Consider the following 21890-nt stretch of genomic DNA (forward strand, 5'->3'; position numbering starts at 1 on the left):
GGCGTGCTTCGGGGTCTTATTGGCACGCGTCAAGCTCGATAAAGTACGGCAGCCTGCCTCCATTCGGAAGAAACAAGGAGCGACAGGCCAGGAGTTGCACATTAGCGTGCGGACGCGACTTGACGGTCGCGAATTTGGACACGAGGACAGTGATTGTTTTCGTCTTTTGGGGAAGGACGATCAAAACAATCGGGGCACCGTGAGACGGCTTTCTTTCCGACAAAAACTGCGCTCGCTACGGATTGGCCATCGCCGACTTCGACAACGCAGGTTGCGAGCGCTGAGCAAGGTGGAGCGCGAGATTGTGGTGCGCGAAGCTTTGCAGGAGCGATTGGCATTTGCACGCGCCCACAACATTCCCGTCGATCGCGAATTAGGCCGTCGTCAGATCGTGCTCCCAGAAATATTTTCACTGGCGAACAATTTCGATGCCACAGTTGGCGCGGTCGCCGAACTTAGAACCTGTGTTATGGGCAACCGACAGCGGGCGATGCTGTTTTTTGAACACGTCCGCGAAATCGAACCGGCTGCAGCGCTACTGCTTGCAGCTGAACTGTTCCGGTGCCGTCGTCTGCACATGGGATTGAGCGGGTTCGCATCGGGGACGTATCCGCAGTCCCCCGAGGTCTACCGCCAGATGGAGGAGATGGGCTTCTTCAAGCTGCTCAAGATAGCCGCTACCGAGCAGCCTCTGGCGGCCACGACAAACCGCGGCGCACCGATCTTTTTGCAATTTATAACTGGGGACCGGTTTTCAGCAGAATTGATTGACCGGCTCGTTACCGTCATCGAAAAGCGAGTTGTTCCCCTTGATGCCGCTGCCCGGCAGCGATTGGTTGGCTCAATTAAGGAAGCGATGGGCAACATATGCGAACATGCCTACCGCCGCGACGGACAAAGCGTTGGCACAGGAGGGCGCTGGTGGCTCAGCGCTGCAGTCAATATCGAACGCCACGAGGTCGACGTGATCATTGTCGACCAGGGTGTCGGCATTCCGAAGTCGCTCCCCCGGCGTTTGGGCGAAGCATGGCGGGCGCTACTGCCCGGCGGTCACGATGGTGCGCCCGCAGATAGCTATATCATTCAAGCCGCAACTGTGCTTGGCCGCAGCAGCACCGGCGAACGCAACCGCGGCCGGGGCTTCAACGATATGAAAACCTTCATCAACCGCTGCGGGGACGGAGAGTTGCGGGTTATTTCAAATTTCGGCACTTATCGCTATATGCCTAACCAAGAGAGTCGGAGCGACGGGAACGCCTCTATTGGAGGCACGTTGATCCACTGGCGTTTTCAAAGTGATGGTATGGTGAGCATCAGCGATGACTGAGATCGCATTCTCGATCGCGAGAGATTTTAGCCGGAACCCCGGGCCGCGCCTCAAATCGCAGGGCGCAGCAAGCGGCGAAGCTCTGCGCGAGGCGATTAAGCGGAACCTGCAGAACTTTGCGGGTCGAATTGTTATTGATCTTGACGGCACAGCTGGCTTTGGCTCTTCGTTCCTAGATGAAGCCTTCGCAGGTCTCGTGAGAAAGGGAGTCCTTTCACGTGCCGACGCGCATCGCCGCCTTGCGTTTAAGTCGCAGATTGATCCCACTTACGTTACGGAAATCTGGGAAGCGATTGACGACGCGCCCGAGCCGCGCTCCGAGACAAGCTAATAAGAATGGCGGCCGCTGCGCTGCATTGGTGGACGCCGCTATTCAATTCATGGCCGGTTACGGCGCTCGGCCTTCTGAGCCTGTTCGCGGTCCATCGTCTTACTGAGGCACGAGACCGGCGCAAAGCGACGTCAACCGCGCTTTTTGAAATTGACAAGTTGCTCGATACGATTGGAACCGTGGCACGTTCCGCCTGGACCGACGCCTGCCAATACAAACGCCACGCCGCAGCGGTGGAAACTGTCGCCAGGATTCAGATTCTCGCAGCTGCGTGCCAACGGCTGAAGCGCATGACGTCGCCAAGTTTAATTTCGGATTATTTTTGGCCATTCACTCTAATCGATCTCGGCGCCGACGTTAAGCTGCTTCGCAAAACAATCACCGAAGATCCCTTCACGATACCAGGGCACGCGATCGACAAAACAAAAATGGCCGAAGTAGAAGGCGCAATCGCCGTCTTCCGTGGCCAGCTTGTACAGGCATTCGACGCGTTCGGTTCCACGATCTAGTGAGCCACCCTCAGTCTTTGATCAAGGTACCTGAACTAAGAATCCGCGCTTCCTATTTTTGAGCTGACCGCGCGAATGGCGAATTTCAGGGCACTGAAAAGTTCGGCGGTACGACCAATGCTTGTGCAATTTGCTGCTACTATCGGTCAGCGTCATCTACAGAATAAAACATCGGGTTTTTGAGCCACTCGTTGATGGCGGATTCACGCCAGCCAGCGCAGCGTGTGCTGATCTTGATGTTGTGCGGAAACGTGCCGTTGTCCATCTTGCGGTAGAGAGTCGAGCGGCTGAGGCCGGTGCGGGCGAGTACGGCATTGAGCCGAAGAATACGGTCGGGGACAGGTTCCATGGCGATCCTCTTTGCACTTTGTGCAGTTGAGTGGTCCCCCGCGCGCCATCATGAGCCAGCATGGGCATTGTTCAAATGACCGTTGCGGGGTCGCGGCTGTCCGATCTGGTGACCCCGGGCACGGGCGTCAGGCTCCAAGCTGCTTTGAACATCCAATGGCGTCTGAATGCTCACCGAAGAGGGTCGGATCATCCCTGCGATCATCGCGGACCAATTCCCGGTTGAAACGCCCGTGACCTGGGCCGGTCGGGAGCCAGTGCAACCTGCCGTCCGCGCCATTTTCCCCGCCGACCACGTCGGCTCCTCGCGCTCCAAAATAGCGCCGCCGTCAGGTCCTTCGCTTTGCTGCGGTCGCTTGCGCGATGCACCGGCCCCCTGCACCCGGCCCTTTGGCACGGCATCGACGGGAATGGGTCGCGTCGATCATTCAGGAGTAAGATCAATGCCTGCCATCGGTTATGTCACCAAGGACGCATCGGGCTCGTTCAAGGGCCAGCTGAAGACCCTCAGCATCAAGGCTGAGATCACCATCACTGCCAACACCCGCAAATCCAATGACGTGCAACCCGATTATCGGGTTCATTCAGGCGATGTTGAGATCGGCGCTGGTTGGAACCGTCGCTCCGAAAGCTCGGGCAACAGCTACGTCTCGCTCAGCTTGGCCGCCCCTGAGTTCGGGCCGCGTCGGCTCTACGCCAATCTCGGCCGCGCCGCCGATGGCGGCGAAGACCGGTTCGCGATCATCTGGAACCCGGTTGATTGAGATTATTGCCCGGCGGCATTGCCGCCGGGCCTTCGCCGTGGTCAGCAAGTGCGGTTGCGATCATCGCCGCCAACGCCTCTTCTGCACGCGTGCGGCTCGCATTGTCCTTGGCGACGAGGTCATGGCGTATCCACTCGGGTGTTCTCGCAAGAACTGAGGCAATGGTGTCGGTAAACTTGGCTGTCATCGGTCGGCTATCGACGCTGCTACAAAGGTCCCCAAGACAGATGCTCCTATCACGGTAGGCGACCTGCCGTTAGAGTGCGCTGTGCGCGCACAAGCCTCGTGGTCAGTTTACAGCTTTGCGTCCGCTAAAAGGGCCGACGCCGACGTGTTGAGCACCCCAGCGATCCGCATGATGTTGAGTAGCGTCACATTGCGTTCGCCGCGCTCAATCTTACCCATGTGAGATCGATCCAAACCAGCGGAATTGGCCACAGCTTCTTGGGACAGGCCGATCGACTTCCGTCGGGCACGGATGGCAACACCAAGCGCGATGAGCGCCTTCGAATTCGCCTGTGCTCCTGAAACCCTTGCCACACGTGAGAGGGTTGATCGGCAGTGTATTTAAGGCCACGGTATTTACGACCCATTTAAGTTATGGCATTCTTTCGGCTTTGTAATTGGTCCGCAAAAAGACGGGAGCCATTGGTGCCTGGATCAGACAGAACTCGCTGGCCCAATGCCGATCCGGCGAATGCCGCGTCGATCGAAGACCTATACCGCGACCATGCCGAGTGGCTGCGCCGGTTAGTGGCGGGACGCCTGCGACTGCAACCCGCCGACGTTGACGATATCGTGCAAGATACCTGGTTGCGCGCGGCGCGCCCGGCGGCGGACGGGATCGCGTACCCGCGCGCCTTCCTGTTTCAGACAGCGCTCAACCTGTTTCGCGACCGCACGCGACGTGACGCCGTGCGCGAGCGGCATCGCGACCGCAGCATATCCGAGCAGCGGTTCGGCGGCTTTGAAGGTATGTGGGAGCAGGAGGCAGCGGTCGAGCTTGAGCGCCTCATTCTCGAACTACCCGAGAAGCTGCGTGATGTGTTCATGCTCAGCCGTTTTCGCCATATGACCAATGCCGAGATCGCATTGGCACTCGGTATCTCGATCAAGACCGTCGAGTGGCGGATGGGCAAGGCCCTGGCATTGTGCATGAGCAAGTTGCACAAATAGGCAACAGCAACGCTCATGAACGATAATGCCCCAAGCGGTGAGGATCGGGAGGCTGAGGCCGCACAATGGTATGCGCGGCTGAAGACCCTGCCAGTTTCGGCTGACACTCTTAGTGAGTTCTTCGCGTGGCGTAAGACGCCGGAGAACAGCGAAGCGTTCGACACGGTCGATTGCTTCTACACCTCCGCAGGCGCGCTTGCTGGTCGGCCTGCTATTGCTGCTGCAACCGATCAGGCGATGCGCCGGTCCGCCAATCGCTCTGCGCCACGCTGGCGGCACGGCGCTACCGCTGCCGTTGCTGCTGTGATTGCGGTCGTTGGCATAGCAACCATTGCCGCATGGCCTTGGGGTGGCGATCGATATTCGACCGCGATTGGCGAACGCCGCACCATCGCCTTGGCCGATGGATCGAGAATCATGCTCGACACCGACACGTTGCTGACCGTCGAGCTTGCCAAGGACGCACGTCGCGTATCGCTCGTTCGCGGGCAAGCCTATTTTACGGTCGCACATGACGCATCTCGGCCGTTCACAGTCGACGCGAGCGACACGCATGTGCTTGCGACCGGCACCGAGTTCGATGTTCATCGCAGCGGCCAACAGATCGACGTCATGTTAGTTCAGGGGCACGTGCGGATCAGCTCGGGCGAGCATGTGGTAGCGCAACTTCAGCCAGGTCAGGCACTGACGGTCGATGGAGAACGCGCCACGCCGGTGCGCGCGATCGACACAACGCCGAGGCTCGCATGGATGCGTGGGCGGATCGTGCTCGACGGGATGACGCTTGAGCGCGCGGTCGCCGAGGTCAATCGCTACGTCAAAACCCCTGTGCGTCTCGACGCGGCGCGCTTTGCCAATACGCGGATCAGCGGCACGGTCGATGCGGGTGACACCGGCAGCTTCACCAAAGCCGTGACTGCCATCCTGCCGCTCAAATCCGAAATCAACAGCGATGGATCGATCACGTTGCAGGACAGGCAGCCCAACGCGTCGACCTAATCGTCCGCCGCCTCGAACGCGCGCTTCCCGCGCCGTCGCCACATCAGCATGACCTGCTCCCGTCGTTCGCTTCGCAAGATCGCGGCAGCTTCGACCATAACGCCAAGCATCACCGCACGATCGTCGTCGGTCAGCTCGACCAGCCCGGCCTTCACCACCAGCCCACCTAGCTCGATCAGCTGCCGGGTGCGCTCGCGGCGCTTCGCTTGCCACTCACGTTGGTCAACCCGCGCCTGTTTTGCCATCAGGCGGTTCCGTTGTGCCGTTGCCCGATGCAGCGCCTGGCTGGTTCGGTCGAGCGCTCCCCGATGCTTCGGTCTTCCCCTGAAACATCGCAGCGCCGGCCTTGCGCCATGCCTCCCTGGTCGCTGTGTCCTTGGTGACGGCTGCAGCGAGGAGCGCGCCGGCAAGGACATCGATGGGGAGTTCGTCAGCGCTCGTTGCGATGACCAGCTCGCCAAGCTGCATGATCTTGCGCTGGCGAAGGGTCCGCGTCTTCTGCTCCAATGCAGCGAGTTCGGCGTCGAAGTCGCGCGGTTTGCGCATCTTGGTCCTTTCGATTGCGTGGCGTCTATACCTGGGTTATCGCCTCGGTCGATCAGCGCCAACACCCTGACATTGCTTGGGACTTACCCATCCCGAGACAGATGAAATCTTTCGAGGGCGCGCTTATACGTCGTGCCGACGTGCTCTTTTAGGTGTAATTGGATCGCCATCATGGCGATCTATCATTTCTCGGCCAAAGTCATCTCGCGCGCTGCTGGATCGAGCGCGGTGGCAGCCGCTGCCTATCGCTCGGCATCGCGGCTGCACGACCAGCGCCTCGATCGTCATCACGACTTCTCGAACAAGGCCGGCGTCGTTCATTCCGAGGTGTTGCTGCCGGATGGCGCTGACGGGGCTTGGCGTGACCGGCAGCAATTGTGGAACGACGTCGAAGCGGCCGAGGTCAGGAAGGACGCGCAGCTTGCCCGTGAGGTTGAGTTCGCGATCCCGCGTGAACTCGATCAGGCCGAGGGGATTAGGCTGGCGCGGGAGTTTGTCGAGCGGGAGTTCGTGTCGCGCGGCATGGTCGCGGACCTGAACGTCCATTGGGATATGGGCGCAGACGGTAAGCCCAAGCCGCACGCCCATGTCATGCTGACGATGCGCGAGTTGGTCGAGCGCGAGCAGGGCGATATCGCGTTCGGCGCGAAGGCACGCAACTGGAACCGGACCGAGCTGCTCGAACATTGGCGTGAGGCTTGGGCGGACCACGTCAACGCGCGGCTAGCCGAACTCGATATCGACAAGCGGGTCGATCATCGCAGCTTGGAGGCGCAAAGCATCGATCTCGAACCGCAGCACAAGATCGGTCCCGCCGCCTCGCGGATGGCGGCGCAGGGCTTCGCGACCGAGCGGCTCGACGAGCACCACGCCATTGCGCGCGCCAATGGCGACAGGATCATTGCCGATCCTTCAATCGCGCTTGATGCGATCACCCGGCAACAGGCGACGTTCACGACCCGCGATCTGGCGATGTTCGTGCACCGGCACAGCAACGACAAAGAGCAGTTCGACCGGGTGATGAGCGCGGTGGGCGCATCGCCGGAGCTTGTGAAGCTCGGCAAGGACGGACACGGCGAAGAACGGTTCACCAGTCGCGACATGATTGAAACCGAGCAGCGGCTCGAGCGCGCGACAGCCGCGCTCGATGCGCGGCGGCGGCATATCGTACCGGAGCGCGACCAGCAGAGTGCGCTGGCGCGCGCAGAAGCGCGCGGGCTGGTGCTATCGGCGGAACAGCGATCGGCGTTCGACCATGTCACCAACGCACGCGGGATGAGCAGCGTCATTGGTTATGCCGGGACCGGCAAGAGTGCGATGCTCGGCGTTGCGCGCGACGCATGGGAGAGAGCCGGCTACGAGGTTGTTGGCGCGGCGCTATCGGGCATTGCCGCTGAGAACCTTGAGCACGGCTCGGGCATCGCATCACGGACATTAGCAAGTCTCGAGCACCAATGGGGCCAAGACCGCGACCTGCTGACCGATCGCCATATCATTGTCATCGACGAAGCCGGTATGATCGGCACGCGCCAGCTCGAGCGCGTGATCACCGAAGCCGAGAAGCGTGGCGCGAAGGTCGTGCTGGTCGGCGATCCCGAGCAACTGCAGGCAATCGAAGCAGGCGCTGCGTTCAGGGCAACCGCCGATCGCCACGGCGCGATCGAGATCACCGATATCCGCCGCCAGCGCGAGGACTGGCAGCAACGTGCCGCAAGGCATCTGGCAACCGGGCGCACCGCCGAGGCACTCGGGGTGTACGACCATCGCGGTCATGTTCACATGGCCGACACCCGCGACACGGCCCGCGCCGAGCTGATCGATCGCTGGGATCGCGATCGGCTGGCATATCCCGGTGCCAGCTGCATCATCCTCACCCATATAAACGACGAAGTGCAGGCACTCAATGAAGCCGCGCGACGTCGACTGCGCGCAGCGCAACTGCTCGGCCCCGATGTCGATCTCATGGTCGAGCGCGGACAGCGATCGTTCGCGGCGGGCGACCGGGTGATGTTCCTCAAGAACGAGCGCAGCCTCGCGGTGAAGAACGGCACGCTCGGCACGATCGAGCGGGTTAGCCCTACCGCCATGCGCGTTCGCACCGATGATGGGCAGCGCATCGCGTTCGACCTCAAGGACTATAATCAGCTCGATCACGGCTATGCCGCGACCATCCACAAGGCGCAGGGCACGACGGTCGACCGGGTGCAGGTGCTGGCAACGCCGGGGCTCGATCGCCATGCGGCTTACGTCGCGCTGTCCCGCCATCGCGACAGCGTGGACCTGCATTATGGCCGCGACGATTTTGCCGATCACGAGCGGCTTGTCGCGACCCTGTCGCGCGAGCGCACAAAGGATATGGCGTCCGACTATGCGCCGGCATTCGCCAAGCGGCGACAGATCGTGGTGCCAACGCCCGAGCACGATCCGGCCCTGCCCAAGCGCAACATCTTTGCCGAGCTCAAATTGTCCGTGCCGCCCGAGCTGGGCTCATCGCTCCAGACAACGGCAAGCAATCTGGCAACACTGCTGTCTCGCGCAGTCACGCGCCATGCGGTGATCGTGCGCGAGATGCGGATGGCGAATAGCCTCAATATGCCGCACACCCCTGAGCAGCGGCAGGAGTTGCGGGCAAGCCGTGCCGCGCTCGATACGCTTCGGCCCAACAGCAGGGTCGATCTGGAGACAGCGTTCGCCAGGGACGTCAATCTGATCGAGGAATCCGCACAAGGGCGTACTGCTGCCACTATCCGCGCAATGCAGCTTGAGACTGAACTTCGGGTCGGAACGGAAGCCCGGGCGGACCGGTTCGTCCAGCAGTGGCAAACGCTTGATCGTCAGCGCCGCTTGCTACTCCGTCGTGACGAGACCGTGTTTGCGGGTGAGGTGGCTGACCGCATGGCCGGCATGGCTAAGAGACTCGAGCGCGATCCGCAGCTTGAATCCATCCTGCGCAATCGCCGCGTGCAGCTTGGCCTGCCCGAAGCCGACGGGCGCAGCATCGGGCAGAGCCTGGCCGACATGATCGGACGCGGGCGCAGTCGAGGGATAGGTATCGGTATGTAGGAGCTATGGCAGTATTGCGGCTCACAAGCGGACGCTAGACGCTTGCCGAGCCAGGCCTAGAAGCTGCCGTCCATCGATCGGCTTAGTCAAGCTTGAAGCGGATGAACGCTTCGCCCGACCAGCGATCACCGCCATAAGCCGCACTCAGCCCTTGCGGCACGAAGGTGCGCGACGCAAGCGCGCCAAGCCCTATCTTGAGATGCGGCACAAGTTGGAAGTCACGGATGGCGCCTGCCGAGACCTTGTCGACGGTGAACGCCGGGCCGTGGAACGAACCAGGCGCCGGCAGCAACTCGTCATTATCAACCCGCTCGCCGCGGCCGAAGAAAGTCCACCGATCATCGGGGTGGATGGCGCTTTCGAGCACGAAGGCATCGAGCGCATCACTTGGCGCGCCGGGCTCAATGTCGATCCGCCGCCCCCAGGCGAATGTGGTCGACCAATAACCGATCGCGCCGACGCTGCGGGTGTAGATCGCGCTGGCCGAGTAAAGACGCTGATTTTGATCCGGCGTCACTTGCTCAGGGCTGCGCTGAAAGGCGTAGGACGCTTGAAGCGCAAGTGTTGCGGTTGGGTTCCAGCTGACGCGGGCCGCAAAGGAATCAAACTTAGGAGCTTCGATATCGTACCGGTTCTGATCGGGCTCGCGTCCCCGGAATGTCGAGGCTTCTACCTTGAGGTTGCCCAACACCAGCCCGCCGGTAATGACCCCTTGTGTGCCGTGCATGCTGTCGAGCCAATGATGGCTGATCGGTGCCTCCGGGTCGTCCTGGATCGATAGGCGGTGGATATAGGCTGGCGGTCCGAAGGCTGGATCGCCGACTTCGCCGTAGAACAAATAGCTGCTCAGCCGGTCTGTGAAGCGATGCGACAGCGACACCGACAATTCGCTGATCAGATCGTGCGGGTGCTGACGATCGATCAGCTGGGTGCGTCCGTCAGCGGTCTCGCCGGTTGCGAATAGAAGCGGATAGCCGCGAGGTCCCATGAACGGGTCTGGGGTGACGGCGACACGGAGTTGCAGGCGATCTCGCGCAGACAAATCCCTCGCCGCCGAACCCATGATGTGACCCAGCACGAACGCCTTTTCACCGCCGCGTGGCCCGGATTGATTGTCATAGACCACATTGACGGTGCCATGCAGCATCAGGTCCCACCCTCCGTGCTCACCGTGCAGGCCATAATGCGGCGATAGGTCCGGCTGCCAACTCGTTCCCGATGCGTCTCGGTTGCCAGGATAAAGGCCGAATGCACTTTTCATGACGTGGTGACCGGCGTGGGACATGCTCTCCATACCAGTCATTTCCGGCATGTCGTGGTGCATCAGCGGCGCTTCGGCCTGTGCCGGCGGACCGGCCGGTGCAACCGGGGTTGGTTCCGTCGGCGTCGTCATGTCCATGCCGGCCATCGGCATGGTCGGGTCCATCGGCTCGGTAGTTGGCACCGGCTGCGACTTGGCGCTTTCCTGCACAGGCACCGGCGTTGGCGATGCGGATCGAGCGTGCTGCGCCGGATGGCCCGCCGGCGCTTTCGGCTTCGGCTTAGGCTTCGGCTTCGGCACGGGCTTCGGCGCTGGCATCTGCATCGTCATCCCCGGCATCATGTGGTGCCCGGAATGCGGCTCGCTCTGCGCCGTCGCCACCCCCGGCAGCATCAGCAACGCCGCCCCCGTCAATTCAAGTCTCTTCACTTCACCATCGTCCAGATCGCCATCGCCACCATCATCAGATTTTCAGTCAACGAAATGAAGCCCAACGGCATGTTGGACGGCCTTGCGCGCAACGGCAGTCATTGAACCATACTCCTGCTGGCGTGCTTGCGCGGCGTCTCGCGCTCGCCATATAGGGTCCGTACCATAGTCCGGAGTCAAGCATGGCAACGATCACTATTGCCGGCCTTGCCCGCGCAGGCGGTGTCGGCGTCGAAACTGTGCGTTATTATCAGCGCCGTGGGCTGTTGAACGAGCCGGAGCGGCCCAAGGGTGCGACCATAGCGGGTGGGGCCCGGCGCTATGGCGACGACGATATCAGACGCTTGCGTTTCATCCGCGCGGCACAAAGTGCAGGCTTCTCGCTCGATGATATCCGCGAGCTGCTCGACCTAGACGCGATCAGCGACCGCGACCGGGCACGTGCGATTACCCGTGCTCGGCTGGAGGAACTTGATCGCAGGATCGCTGAGTTGAAGAAGGCACGCGGTTGGTTGCTCGAGCTCGAGCGCGATTGCGCGAATGGCGAGCCGGGACCATGCCCGATCCTACGGGCGTTCGAAGGAACGACCTGACCAAGCGTTTGCGCCTCCCGCGCGCCGAAGGCAATGCGTGCGTTGCTGGGTTATCTCGGGGTGCATGACATGAGGCTGTGTTACAGGCCGGCTGAAATACGCCCCAGAATGGGCGCGCGTTGGGGATCGTCGGCCTTGGCTGCAAAAGCGGCCTTTGACTCCTGCCCACAGCGGGTGTTCGCGATGACGCGAATTTCCGGTGGCAGTCGCAGGCGCATGCAGCCAGATTCAGCTTGCAATGCCGTCTGCCATCGGCACCCTTCCGCGATCCAGACTACCAACAGGAGACGGCAATGAGCTTTACCGGGCGCGAGCTGCGATCGAAGGTCGATCGGGACGGCATCCTCACCTTGTCGCTCGAAGAGGTCGAGATTGGCGATCCGGCAGACGACGAAATCATCGTTCGCGTTGAGGCCGCGCCGATCAATCCGAGCGATCAGGGCCTGCTACTCGGGCCAGCGGATTTGTCGACCCTGAGAACACGGCCGGATGGTCAACCGGGCCTGCTGCTCGACGTTCCACAACCGCGGCTTGGCAGCGTTGCCGCCAGGCTTGGCCAATCGCTGCCGGTCGGTAACGAAGGCGCCGGCACTGTGGTCGCGGCGGGCCGTGACGCAACGGCTTTGCAAGGGAAGCGGGTGGGGATGATCGGCGGCGGCATGTATGCCGATTATCGTCGTATCAAGGCGCGCGACGTCATCCCGCTGCCTGACGGCGCCACCGCCGCCGATGGCGCGTCGATGTTCGTCAACCCGCTCACCGCGCTGGGCTTTGTCGAGACAGCGCGGAGTGAGGGGCACAGCGCGATCGTTCACACCGCCGCCGCGTCGAACCTCGGGCAAATGCTCCAGAAAATCTGCCTCGCCGACGGCATTCCCTTGGTCAACATCGTGCGATCGCAAGAGCAGGTCGACATTCTGCGCGGCATCGGCGCTGAGCATGTCATCAACAGCAAGGACGTCGATTTCTCTACGCAACTCAGGGCGGCGGTCGAACAAACCGGCGCGACCATCGCTTTCAACGCAATCGGCGGAGGAACGCTGGGCAGCGACATCCTGCAAGCGATGGAACGCGCGGCGGTCCAGCGGATGTCCGAATACAGCCGATATGGCTCGAACACGTTCAAGCACCTCTATATTTACGGCGGCCTCGATCTGTCGCCCATCGTGCTCAACCGGATCACCTTCGGTTTTGGCTGGAGCGTCTCGGGCTGGCTGCTCTTCCCGTTTCTGCAAAAGGCTGGCCCGGAAACGGCGCAACGGATGCGCCAGCGTGTGGTCGATGAGCTCACGACGACCTTTGCCAGCAGCTATACGCGCGTCATCGGTCTGGCCGAAGCGCTCGATCCCGACGTGCTGCGGGCCTATGAGCGCAAGGCGACGGGCGAGAAGTTCCTGATCGATCCGACGCGGGGGTGATGCCCCAAACGCCGACCCGGCCGCAGCCCGTCACGCTCCACCAAGCCTTCTGGGTCTGGCTGCGCATCGCCGCCTTGTCCTTCGGCGGACCGGCCGGCCAGATCGCGGTGATGCACCGCATACTGGTCGAGGAAAAACGCTGGATCGGTGAGCACCGATTCCTGCACGCACTCAATTATTGCATGCTGCTGCCGGGACCCGAGGCGCAACAGCTCGCCACCTATATCGGCTGGCTCATGCACCGCACGGCGGGCGGTATCGTCGCAGGCGGACTATTCGTCCTGCCGGGCGCCATGTCCATCATGGTACTCAGCTGGATCTATGTCCTCTACGGCCATGTCGGGCTGGTCGCCGGGCTGTTCTTCGGCCTAAAATGCGCGGTGCTGGCGGTCGTCCTGCAGGCGGTGGTGCGGATCGGCAGCCGCTCGCTCAAGAACAATGTGATGCGCGGACTCGCGGCGACCGCGTTCGTGTTGATCTTTTTTCTCGGTGTACCCTTTCCACTGATTGTGCTCGGCGCAGGACTGATCGGCTATGTCGGCGGTCGCGCGGGCGCGCCTGCGTTTCAGGTCGGCGGTGGGCATGGCGGCAGCAAGGGCGTGATCGTTGCCGATGCCGACACGTTGCTCGGCGAGGAACTGCCAGCCCATGCCAGCCCGACGATCGGCCAGTCGCTGCGGCAGGCGGCGGTCTGGCTGGTGCTATGGCTTGCGCCCGTCGCGGCGATGGTCGTGCTACTGGGCCAAGACAATGTCTTCACCCAGATCGCGACCTTTTTCTCGACGATGGCGGTCGTCACCTTTGGCGGCGCTTATGCCGTGCTCGCCTATGTCGCCCAGCAAGCGGTCGAGCAGTATCATTGGCTCGCGCCGAAGGAGATGCTCGACGGGCTAGGCATGGCGGAGACGACCCCGGGGCCGCTGATCATGGTGCTACAGTTCGTCGGGTTCCTGGGCGCGTATCGCCACCCGGGCATGTTGGCGCCACTGCTCGCCGGCACGCTCGGCGCGCTGCTCGCGACGTGGGTGACGTTCGTGCCGTGCTTCTTGTGGATATTCCTCGGCGCGCCGTTCATAGAGCGGATGCGCGGCAGCCGGGCGCTGTCAGGGGCGCTATCGGTGATCGCCGCCGCCGTGGTTGGTGTCATTCTCAACTTGGCGGTGTGGCTCGCCATCCACACGATCTTTCGAGTGGTTACGCCGTTACGGGCTGGCCCGATCCATGTCGACGTACCGATGCTCGCCAGTGTGAATGGCTGGGCGCTAGCCTTGTCGGCGATCGCCATCGTCGCGGTATTCCGGTTCAGGATAGGTGTCATCCAGATGCTCGGTGCCGCATCGGCGACAGGTATCGCGCTTTATTTCAGCGGTGCGCTGGCATGAGAGAAAGGACATAAGCCGGCGCCCGCCGATGCCTAGATCGATCATCGGTCCCTTATATTGCGAACGTCCGCGCGCCGGGCAAAGGCGGCGTCAGCCGTCTTATTTTCGAAGCACTAGGAGGTCATTTTCCCGGTTGGCTGGACCCGCCAATTCAGCCTCCATTCGCGATGCCAGCAACCACGATAAAATGCGGTGGAGACCCACGCAGCGGGTTTCCAGGCCCGGTAGCCAAACTGATGTACTGGGTCGCTGAACTCCCGCTTGACGGGTGAAGTTCAGCTATTTAACGACATTCGTTATCGAATTGCGACATTCGAAACGAGGGCGTCGGCTGGGGTCTGGAGACCAGCCAGACCTTGTATACCAGTAAATCTACCATCGGGGGAGCGCCGACGACTATGCTTGCACGGTTGCGAGTAGAAACTGCGGTTTTGTTCGGCCTTGTCGTCGTCCACGCATCGCCGGCTTTGCCGCAGACCGTTGCTCCAGCGGAAGGGCAGCACGCAACACCGCTCACCTTGTCCGACGCCGTGGCTTATGCCCGCACCCATCTTCCCGCCGTCAAGGCGGCGCTTGCGGACAAGGTCGCCGCAGGAGAGGACGTCAAAGTTGCTCGGACCGCATATCTGCCGCAAGTTAACATTCTCGCTCAGATCAACCGGTCGACGGTCAACAACGTTACCGGGTTGCTATTCCCACAAGCGGGATTGCCGGCAATCTCGGGGCCCGTGCTTCAGGAGACCGGACGAAGCACCTGGAACAGCACGATTGGCCTTTCCGCGAGCTGGCGGCCAGTTGATTTCGGGGTGCGCGCTGCCCGCGTTCGCGCGGCGCGCAGCGCCGAAGAGGTCGCGGGCGATAACGCCGATCTGACCCAACTCGACGTTCAATTCGCGACAGTGAACGCGTTTCTCAATCTCGTCGCCGCGCAGAAGCTGGAGCAGGCAGCGACCGCCAATCTCACGCGTCTCGACTCGTTTCGCGCCGCCGTGCGCGGCCTGGTCGCCAACAAGCTGCGCGCTGGTGCGGACGGCGAGCAGGCCGACGCGGCCGTGGCGCTGGCCCAGTCATCGTTGGTCGCTGCGCAAGCCAATGTTGCGGCCCAGCGCGCGGTGCTGGCGCGGCTGGTCGGACGTCCAGTTGGCGACGTAACTGTCGATGCTGCAAACCTCGATCAGCTTCCCGTATCATTACCGACCACGGCGTCGGTGGATGCGCACCCGGCCGTAAAACTCGAAAAGGCGCGCACCGACCAGCAGGCGGCGACGCTGACGTCTATCGCCCGATCGGCCTCCCCGCAGCTCGACCTTGTCGGCGGTGTCTATGGCCGCGGTAGCGGCAAGACGAGTGACGGCAGATATCTGGGCGGGACATCGGGACTGGACCCCAGCGTCTCGAATTGGGGTGTCGGAGTGCAGTTCAACTTCGCACTCGGCAATCTGCCGGCGATCAAGTCGCAGGAGCGTGCCCAACTGGCGCGCGTCAATGCGCAACGCGATCGATATGAACAAGCGCTGCTCGATGCTCAAGAAAGGCTCGAGTTGGCCAAGGCGGACCTCGCGGCCGCGCAACAGATCGAAGGCCTCACGCCGACGGCATTGCAAGCCGCACGAACGAGCGAACAGCAGCAGCGCATCCGCTTTCAGGCAGGGCTGGCGACGTTGGTCGATGTGACCAATGCCGAAGCCGTCCTGGCCCAAGCCGAAAGCCAGGACCTGATCGCGCGCCTCAACATCTGGCGAGCGCAAGCATCGCTTGCCGCCGCGCAAGGCGACTTCGCGCCGTTCGAACAACTTTTGCGCCCTTGAGGTCGATCCAATGTGGCTAATCCGTGCAGCACTGCGTCGACCAGTCATGATGGTCGTCATTGCGATCTCGCTTGCCTTAACGTCGATCCTGGCGATCTCGCGCAGCCGAATAGACATCTTCCCGGACATGAACGCGCCGGTCATCTACGTGGCCCAGCCCTTTGGTGGCATGAGCCCCCAGCAGATGGAGGGCTATCTATCCTATTATTATGAATATCATTTTCTTTACATCGGCGGCATCGAAAGCGTCGAGGCAAAGTCGATCCAGGGCGCCGCGCTGCTACGACTGACCTTCCATCCCGGCACCAACATGAGCCAGGCGATGGCGGAGACGATCTCCTACGTGAACCGCGCCCGAGCGTTCATGCCACCGGGAACGGTATCGCCCTTCGTGGTGCGCTACGACGCCGGGACGCTGCCTATCGGCTATCTGGTCTTCTCCAGCACGACGAAGACGCTGGGCGAAATCCAGGATGCGGCACTGAACCGCGTCAGGCCGGTGTTCGGCACCTTGCCGGGTGTGTCGTCGCCGCCGCCCTTTGGTGGCAACCAGCGCACCATTGTGATCAACGTCGATCCGGCGAAATTGCGCGGTTATGGGCTGGCGCCGAACGATGTTCTGCAATCGCTCGTCAGCGGGAACAGCATCCAGCCGGCGGGCACGGCGAATATCGGCGCCAAGCAGACGCTGATCACCACCGACTCGTCGGTCACCAAGATCGATAATCTGCTCGACATCCCGGTCCGGCAGGCAGCCGACAGCGCCGTCTATCTGCGCGATGTGGCAAGCGTGGCGGACACCGCCGACAATCCGGCGGGCTATGCGCTGATTAACGGCAAGCGGACCGTCTACATTCCCGTCACCAAGCGAGCCGACGCATCGACGATCGCGGTTGTGGGTGAAGTGCGCCAGAACCTCCCCCGTTTCCAGAGCCTGCTGCCGGACGATGTGTCCGTCAGTTATCAGCTGGATCAGTCCGGCTATGTCACCGATGCACTCTGGTCGGTCGTCAGGGAAGGTGCGCTCGGTGCGCTGCTTGTCGGACTTACTTTGCTCTATTTCCTGCGCGACTGGCGAAGCGCGCTGTTCGTCGTCGTCATCATTCCCTTCTGCCTGCTGAGCGCGGTCGTCGCACTCTGGCTGAGCGGCCAGACGATCAACATCATGACGCTTGGCGGTCTGGCGCTGGCGATCGGCATCCTCGTCGACGAAGGGGTCGTGCTGCTCGAAAACATCCATGTCCATCTTGCGCGCGGGAAGACGCCGGCAAGAGCCGTGCTCGATGCGGGCAGCGAAGTCGCGGTGCCGCAGCTCCTGGCGATGGCGTGTATCGTTGCCGTATTCCTGCCGTCCTTCTTCATGACGGGGCCAGCGGGCGCGCTGTTCGCCCCATTGGCGCTTGCCGTCGGTTTTTCGATGGTCGCGGCTTACCTGCTCTTCACATTGCTGTTGCCGATCCTGTCGGTATGGTTCGCCAAGCCGCAAGACGACAAGCCTCACGTCGCCAACGATCCGCTCGACAAGGTGCGTCACTATCTGGATGGTCTGCAGGGGCGCCTTGCGATGCGCGCGCCGCTTGTGCTCGGAGGCTATCTGGTTATCGCGGCGATCCTGGCGGCAGGGTCGTTCAGCTTGCTACGCGCGGAAATCTTTCCGTCGTCCGCTGCCCGGGATCTGCGCATCCGGCTCGATGCACCCCAGGGCACGCGGATCGCAGTGACGGAGGAACGAACACGCGAAGTCCTTGATGAGATTCAGCGGATTGCCGGGCGAGGCGCCGTCGAAATCACGTTGAGCTATGTCGGCGTACAGGGCTCATCATACCCCATCAACACGGTCTTTCTGTGGACCGGCGGCCCGCATGAAGCGGTGATCAATCTTTCGCTGAGCCCTAACGCCAGCATCGATGTGCGCGAGCTGACGGCCAAGTTGCGCGACGATTTGCCCGCAAAGTTTCCGGACACGCAATTCTCGTTCGAACCTGGCGATCTGGTCAGCCAGATCCTCAATTTCGGGACGTCGTCGACCGCCGATATCGCGGTCCTCGGGCCACAATTTGCCGATGTTCGCGGCTATGCGACGAAACTGAAGGAGGCACTTGCGCACGCCAAGGGCCTTGCCGATGTCAAGTTCGGCCAGTCGCTCGATTACCCCAATCTCGATGTCCGCATCGATCGCGTGGCGGCGGGCCAGCTCGGCACCACGGCAGAGAAGGTCGGCCAGGCAGTCGTTGCTTCTACCGCTTCGACTCGATTCGTGACGCCCAATTACTGGCGCGATCCGAAATCGGGCATCAGCTATCAGGTCCAGGTCCAGGTTCCGCAACCACAGATGACCTCGGAATCGGCACTGGCCTCGATCCCGGTGCCGACCAACAGCGGCGACCTGGTGCTTGGCCAGCTTTCATCCATCCGGCAGCAGACCGTACCGGGGGAGCTTGACCGCAAGAATGGTCAGTGGCTGGTCAGCGTGACCGCCAACCTATCCGTGCAAGACCTAACCCTTGCCCAGCAGTCGATCGCGTCGGCGATTGCCTCTGTCGGTCCGGCGCCTAAGGGGGTCACGGTCGACGTGCGAGGGCAGCCGGCCGTCATGCGCGAGATGCTTTCCAACCTCGAGGGCGGTCTGGCGCTGTCGGTGCTTGTCATGCTCTTGTTGCTGACCGCGAACTTCCAGTCGGTGCGGCTGGCGCTTATCGCCTTGTCGACCATTCCGGCGGTTCTCGCCGGCGCGCTCCTCTTCCTGCTCATCACCAACACCAGCATCAATCTCGAGAGCTTGATGGGCATGATCATGGGCATCGGGGTGGCGCTCGCCAATGCCATCCTCGTGGTCACTTTCGCCGAGCGCGGGCGGCGCGAGGGTCTTTCGTCCTTCGAGGCGGGGCGGCGGGCCGCGTCGGAGCGCTTGCGGCCCGTCATGATGACCAGCTTTGCAATGATCGCGGGCATGGTGCCGATGGCGCTCGCGATCGGCGGCGGCGCCGAAACCGCACCCTTGGGTCGCGCCGTCATCGGCGGGCTATTGGCGGCAACGGCTGCAACGCTCGTCATTCTGCCGCTCGTCTTCGGCATCGTGCAGCGCAAGGCGTCGCTGCGCAGTGCATCGCTGGACCCCGATGATCCGATCAATGCTTCCCTTGCGGGAATGGAGATGACTCGATGAGAGCCTTTGTCGCTTTGACCCTGTGTGCAGGATCGCTTGCTGCCTGCAGCCAGGCGCCGTCCCAACCGAAATCGAGCGAGACCCCCGACGCGGCCTCGGAAGTCAGCAGCGTTACGGTTGTGCCGGTCAAGAGCGATACGCTGTCCACGCATGTGTCGTTGCCGGGCCAGTTTCTGCCGTTCGAGAGCGTCGATCTCTACGCCAAAATTCCAGCGTTCATTGAAGCCATCCCGGTTGACCGCGGATCGCGCGTCCGGGCGGGGCAAGTGCTCGTGCGCCTGTCCGCGCCCGAAATTGCGGCGCAACAGGCTCAGGCGGCGGCAACATACAGGGCGGCCAGCGCGAAATTCTCGTCCGACAATGCGACTTATGAACGCCTCGCGAATGCTGCCAAGACGCCGGGGATCGTTGCCGAAAACGATGTGAATGTCGCCCGGCAATTGGCGGCCGCATCGGCTGCTCAAGCGCAATCCGCCGAAGCCGGCATGCGCAGCGCGCGCCAGCTTACCAGCTATCTCACCATCAGAGCGCCCTTCGATGGCGTGATCACGGCGCGGAATCTCCATCCAGGAGCAATCGCCGGGCCATCGGGGGCCCCGATCCTGCAGCTCGCCAAGGCCGACAAGTTACGGCTCGCCGTGGCCATTCCGGCCAACGATATCCAGGCAGCGACCGTCGGCTCGCCGATCACCTTCACCAGCCCGACCGCGCCGGGCAAGACCTTCCCGGCGACGATTGCGCGCATGGCGCAGGCGGTCGATCCGCGTACGCGCACGATGACAATCGAAGCCGACGTCCCGAGCAGCAATGAACTGGTCGCCGGCGGGTTCGTGTCGGTCAATTGGCCGATCACGCGGTCGTATCCGACATTGCGGGTGCCGCCGAGCGCAATTGCCAATGACCAGCAGCGCCAGTTCGTGATCAAGGTCGCCAACGGCAAGGCCAAATGGGTCGATGTGACGACGGGGCTCAACGCCGACGGCCTCGTTGAAGTGTTCGGTGACCTGAAGCCGGGTGACTTGGTCGCAGACCATGGGACCGATGCGCTGCGCGACGGCAGCCCTGTCAAGGCAAAGCGCAAGCCGCCGGAGGCGCAGGGCGGCAAGAGCTGATCGTGTGAGCGGGGGCAAGGAGGATCAGGGGCAGTCGAGGAGTGAAGGAAACGTGATGCCGCTCGATCGTCGATCTTTTTTCGGGCTGGGTGGCGCGGCCATTCTGTCCGGCGCCTTTCCCGGGCGCACCGATGCGCAAATGTCAATGCCTGCCGCCCCGGCACAGCCGCTCGGCGGTCCGCCGGATCATACGCTTCGCATCGCCAAGGGGCTCGTTGAACTGGCGCCCGACAAGATTGTCTCGACGACCTTGTATAATGGTCAGTTTCCCGGGCCGCTCCTGCGCTTTCGAGAAGGCAAGGAGGTAACCGTCGATATCTACAACGACACCGATGTTCCTGAACTGGTGCATTGGCATGGCCAGATCATTCCGAGCGCGGTCGACGGCGCCGCCGAGGAAGGAACGCCGTTCGTACCGCCGCACGGCATGCGGCGCATCCGCTTCAAGCCCCAGCCAGCGGGCTTTCGCTTCTATCATACTCATGTGATTGCGGGCGACGACTTGAGCCGGGGAACCTACTCCGGTCAGGCCGGTCCTTTGTATATCGAGCCAAAGAACGAGCCCGGGCATTATGACCGCGAGGTCTTTCTGGTCCTGCGCGAGTTCGCGCCGAGCTTCAGCAAGGGCGGCGACATGGCGATGGACGTGCTGGCGGGCCGGGAAAATCCCCGCCTCAAGGCGATCGGCGACGCCAATGACGCGGCCGCGCGCACACAGACGCGGGGATATGAAGTCGGATACAGCCTGTTTTCCATCAACGGCAAGATGCTCGGGCATGGCGAGCCGATCCGCGTGCGGCAGGGCGAGCGCGTGCTCTTTCATGTGCTCAACGCCAGCGCGACGGAAATTCGCAGCCTTGCGTTGCCCGGGCACCGCTTCAAGGTGGTCGCGCTCGACGGCAACCCGGTGCCGAACGTGACTGATGTGCCGGTTCTCTGGCTGGGCACCGCCGAGCGCGTCTCGGCGATCGTCACCATGGACCATCCTGGTGTCTGGATCATGGGCGACCTGTCCGACGACGACCGAGGTAACGGCATGGGTATCGTCGTCGAATATGCCGATCGCACCGGCGAGCCGATATGGACCAAGCCGCTAGCGTTCAAATGGGACTATTCGTTCTTCGGTTTGACGCCCGTGCGGCCCGAGCCCGATTGGCCGATCCCTGAGTTCGACTTCCTGATCGAAAAGCATAACGCCGCGCTCAACGACTTCAACCAGTGGACATTGAACGGTAAGGCCTATTCGATGGCCGAGAGCTCGCCTGTCTATACGTTACGCAAAGGGCAGCGCTATCGAATGCGGTTCCGAAACGCGAGCGATGATATCCATCCTTTGCATCTCCATCGCCACAGCTTCGAGTTGGTCGACATCCACGGCAGGCCAACGTCTGGTGTCTTGAAGGATGTGGTCATGCTTGGCGGCTATCAGGAGCTGAGCTTCGAGTTCACCGCCGAAAATCCCGGCGACACCCTGTTTCACTGCCACCAGCAGTTACACATGGACTACGGGTTCATGGCGCTTTTTCGTTATGCTTGACGGCCAGCACCTCGACGAACATGCGCGCCTGCCGGCGGGCGCCAGGGAACGACCGACGATACCCCCCGGTCGCTCAAGCGTTGGTTGCCCGGGCCGCAAGCCTGCTTGAATTGGGGAGATA

21 protein-coding genes are annotated in these 21890 nt (G+C 62.1%); 14 read left to right on the forward strand and 7 right to left on the reverse strand.

From position 1 onward, the window contains the following. The first annotated feature begins 19 nt into the window (after positions 1-19). The 3 genes from ACLB0R_RS10675 to ACLB0R_RS10685 are packed head-to-tail and all read left to right on the forward strand — an operon-like array spanning position 20 to position 2167. Positions 20-1327 (forward strand): hypothetical protein, encoded by a 1308-nt coding sequence (locus ACLB0R_RS10675; RefSeq protein WP_416643706.1) that lies wholly within the window; start codon positions 20-22, stop codon positions 1325-1327. Beyond that, on the forward strand, positions 1320-1658 hold the full coding sequence (locus ACLB0R_RS10680) for an STAS-like domain-containing protein (RefSeq protein ID WP_416643705.1): 339 nt from the start codon (positions 1320-1322) through the stop codon (positions 1656-1658). The genes ACLB0R_RS10675 and ACLB0R_RS10680 overlap by 8 nt, the downstream gene beginning before the upstream one ends. A gap of 5 nt (positions 1659-1663) precedes the next feature. Beyond that, complete coding sequence (locus tag ACLB0R_RS10685) at positions 1664-2167, forward strand: hypothetical protein (protein WP_416643704.1); 504 nt, start codon at positions 1664-1666, stop codon at positions 2165-2167. A gap of 139 nt (positions 2168-2306) precedes the next feature. On the opposite strand, the gene ACLB0R_RS10690 is transcribed toward ACLB0R_RS10685, so the two are convergent. Further along, positions 2307-2516, reverse strand: coding sequence for a helix-turn-helix transcriptional regulator (locus ACLB0R_RS10690; protein WP_416643703.1), 210 nt, complete (start codon positions 2514-2516; stop codon positions 2307-2309). A gap of 442 nt (positions 2517-2958) precedes the next feature. Here ACLB0R_RS10690 and ACLB0R_RS10695 point away from each other — a divergent pair, with 442 nt between their 5' ends. Then, a complete protein-coding gene (locus ACLB0R_RS10695) occupies positions 2959-3279 on the forward strand; it encodes a DUF736 domain-containing protein (RefSeq protein ID WP_416643702.1) in 321 nt (106 codons plus the stop codon). On the opposite strand, the gene ACLB0R_RS10700 is transcribed toward ACLB0R_RS10695, so the two are convergent. Together ACLB0R_RS10700 and ACLB0R_RS10705 are read right to left on the reverse strand one after the other, a co-directional pair. Beyond that, positions 3257-3466, reverse strand: coding sequence for a hypothetical protein (locus tag ACLB0R_RS10700; protein ID WP_416643701.1), 210 nt, complete (start codon positions 3464-3466; stop codon positions 3257-3259). The two genes, ACLB0R_RS10695 and ACLB0R_RS10700, sit on opposite strands and share 23 nt — an antisense overlap. Before the next feature lie 107 nt (positions 3467-3573). Next, a complete protein-coding gene (locus ACLB0R_RS10705) occupies positions 3574-3819 on the reverse strand; it encodes a helix-turn-helix domain-containing protein (RefSeq protein WP_416643700.1) in 246 nt (81 codons plus the stop codon). Between the two features lie 60 nt (positions 3820-3879). On the opposite strand from ACLB0R_RS10705, the gene ACLB0R_RS10710 reads away from it, so the two are divergent. Together ACLB0R_RS10710 and ACLB0R_RS10715 are read left to right on the forward strand one after the other, a co-directional pair. Next, on the forward strand, positions 3880-4455 hold the full coding sequence (locus ACLB0R_RS10710) for an RNA polymerase sigma factor (protein WP_416643699.1): 576 nt from the start codon (positions 3880-3882) through the stop codon (positions 4453-4455). Positions 4456-4470: 15 nt separating this feature from the next. Continuing rightward, positions 4471-5454, forward strand: coding sequence for a FecR family protein (locus tag ACLB0R_RS10715; protein ID WP_416643698.1), 984 nt, complete (start codon positions 4471-4473; stop codon positions 5452-5454). On the opposite strand, the gene ACLB0R_RS10720 is transcribed toward ACLB0R_RS10715, so the two are convergent. Together ACLB0R_RS10720 and ACLB0R_RS10725 are read right to left on the reverse strand one after the other, a co-directional pair. Beyond that, on the reverse strand, positions 5451-5699 hold the full coding sequence (locus ACLB0R_RS10720; protein WP_416643697.1) for a conjugal transfer protein TraD: 249 nt from the start codon (positions 5697-5699) through the stop codon (positions 5451-5453). The two genes, ACLB0R_RS10715 and ACLB0R_RS10720, sit on opposite strands and share 4 nt — an antisense overlap. Next, on the reverse strand, positions 5677-6000 hold the full coding sequence (locus ACLB0R_RS10725; protein WP_416643696.1) for a conjugal transfer protein TraD: 324 nt from the start codon (positions 5998-6000) through the stop codon (positions 5677-5679). The genes ACLB0R_RS10720 and ACLB0R_RS10725 overlap by 23 nt, the downstream gene beginning before the upstream one ends. Positions 6001-6171: 171 nt before the next feature. Between ACLB0R_RS10725 and traA the strand changes: the two genes are divergently transcribed. Beyond that, entirely contained in the window at positions 6172-9063 is a 2892-nt protein-coding gene (traA, locus tag ACLB0R_RS10730) for a Ti-type conjugative transfer relaxase TraA (protein ID WP_416643695.1), read from the forward strand. 82 nt (positions 9064-9145) lie between these two features. On the opposite strand, the gene ACLB0R_RS10735 is transcribed toward traA, so the two are convergent. Then, a complete protein-coding gene (locus ACLB0R_RS10735; protein WP_416643694.1) occupies positions 9146-10753 on the reverse strand; it encodes a hypothetical protein in 1608 nt (535 codons plus the stop codon). Between the two features lie 182 nt (positions 10754-10935). On the opposite strand from ACLB0R_RS10735, the gene ACLB0R_RS10740 reads away from it, so the two are divergent. Then, a complete protein-coding gene (locus tag ACLB0R_RS10740) occupies positions 10936-11346 on the forward strand; it encodes a MerR family transcriptional regulator (protein ID WP_416643693.1) in 411 nt (136 codons plus the stop codon). Positions 11347-11426: 80 nt separating this feature from the next. Here ACLB0R_RS10740 and ACLB0R_RS10745 read toward each other — a convergent pair whose 3' ends face one another. Continuing rightward, positions 11427-11627, reverse strand: a complete 201-nt coding sequence (locus tag ACLB0R_RS10745) for a hypothetical protein (protein WP_434953837.1) — start codon at positions 11625-11627, stop codon at positions 11427-11429. A 12-nt stretch (positions 11628-11639) separates the two neighbouring features. On the opposite strand from ACLB0R_RS10745, the gene ACLB0R_RS10750 reads away from it, so the two are divergent. The 6 genes from ACLB0R_RS10750 (at position 11640) to ACLB0R_RS10775 (ending at position 21769) form a co-directional block, all read left to right on the forward strand. Next, positions 11640-12764, forward strand: a complete 1125-nt coding sequence (locus tag ACLB0R_RS10750; protein ID WP_416643692.1) for a zinc-binding dehydrogenase — start codon at positions 11640-11642, stop codon at positions 12762-12764. Then, positions 12764-14146, forward strand: coding sequence for a chromate efflux transporter (gene chrA, locus ACLB0R_RS10755; protein WP_416643691.1), 1383 nt, complete (start codon positions 12764-12766; stop codon positions 14144-14146). The genes ACLB0R_RS10750 and chrA overlap by 1 nt, the downstream gene beginning before the upstream one ends. Before the next feature lie 398 nt (positions 14147-14544). Next, positions 14545-15954, forward strand: coding sequence for a TolC family protein (locus tag ACLB0R_RS10760; protein WP_434953838.1), 1410 nt, complete (start codon positions 14545-14547; stop codon positions 15952-15954). 10 nt (positions 15955-15964) lie between these two features. Beyond that, a complete protein-coding gene (locus ACLB0R_RS10765) occupies positions 15965-19120 on the forward strand; it encodes an efflux RND transporter permease subunit (protein ID WP_416643689.1) in 3156 nt (1051 codons plus the stop codon). Then, on the forward strand, positions 19117-20232 hold the full coding sequence (locus ACLB0R_RS10770; RefSeq protein WP_416643688.1) for an efflux RND transporter periplasmic adaptor subunit: 1116 nt from the start codon (positions 19117-19119) through the stop codon (positions 20230-20232). The genes ACLB0R_RS10765 and ACLB0R_RS10770 overlap by 4 nt, the downstream gene beginning before the upstream one ends. A gap of 55 nt (positions 20233-20287) precedes the next feature. Further along, positions 20288-21769, forward strand: coding sequence for a multicopper oxidase family protein (locus ACLB0R_RS10775; protein WP_434953839.1), 1482 nt, complete (start codon positions 20288-20290; stop codon positions 21767-21769). The last annotated feature ends 121 nt before the right edge of the window (positions 21770-21890 follow it).

Origin of the sequence: Sphingomonas sp. GlSt437, from assembly GCF_048015635.2 — a bacterium.
Taxonomy (GTDB): Bacteria; Pseudomonadota; Alphaproteobacteria; order Sphingomonadales; family Sphingomonadaceae; genus Sphingomonas.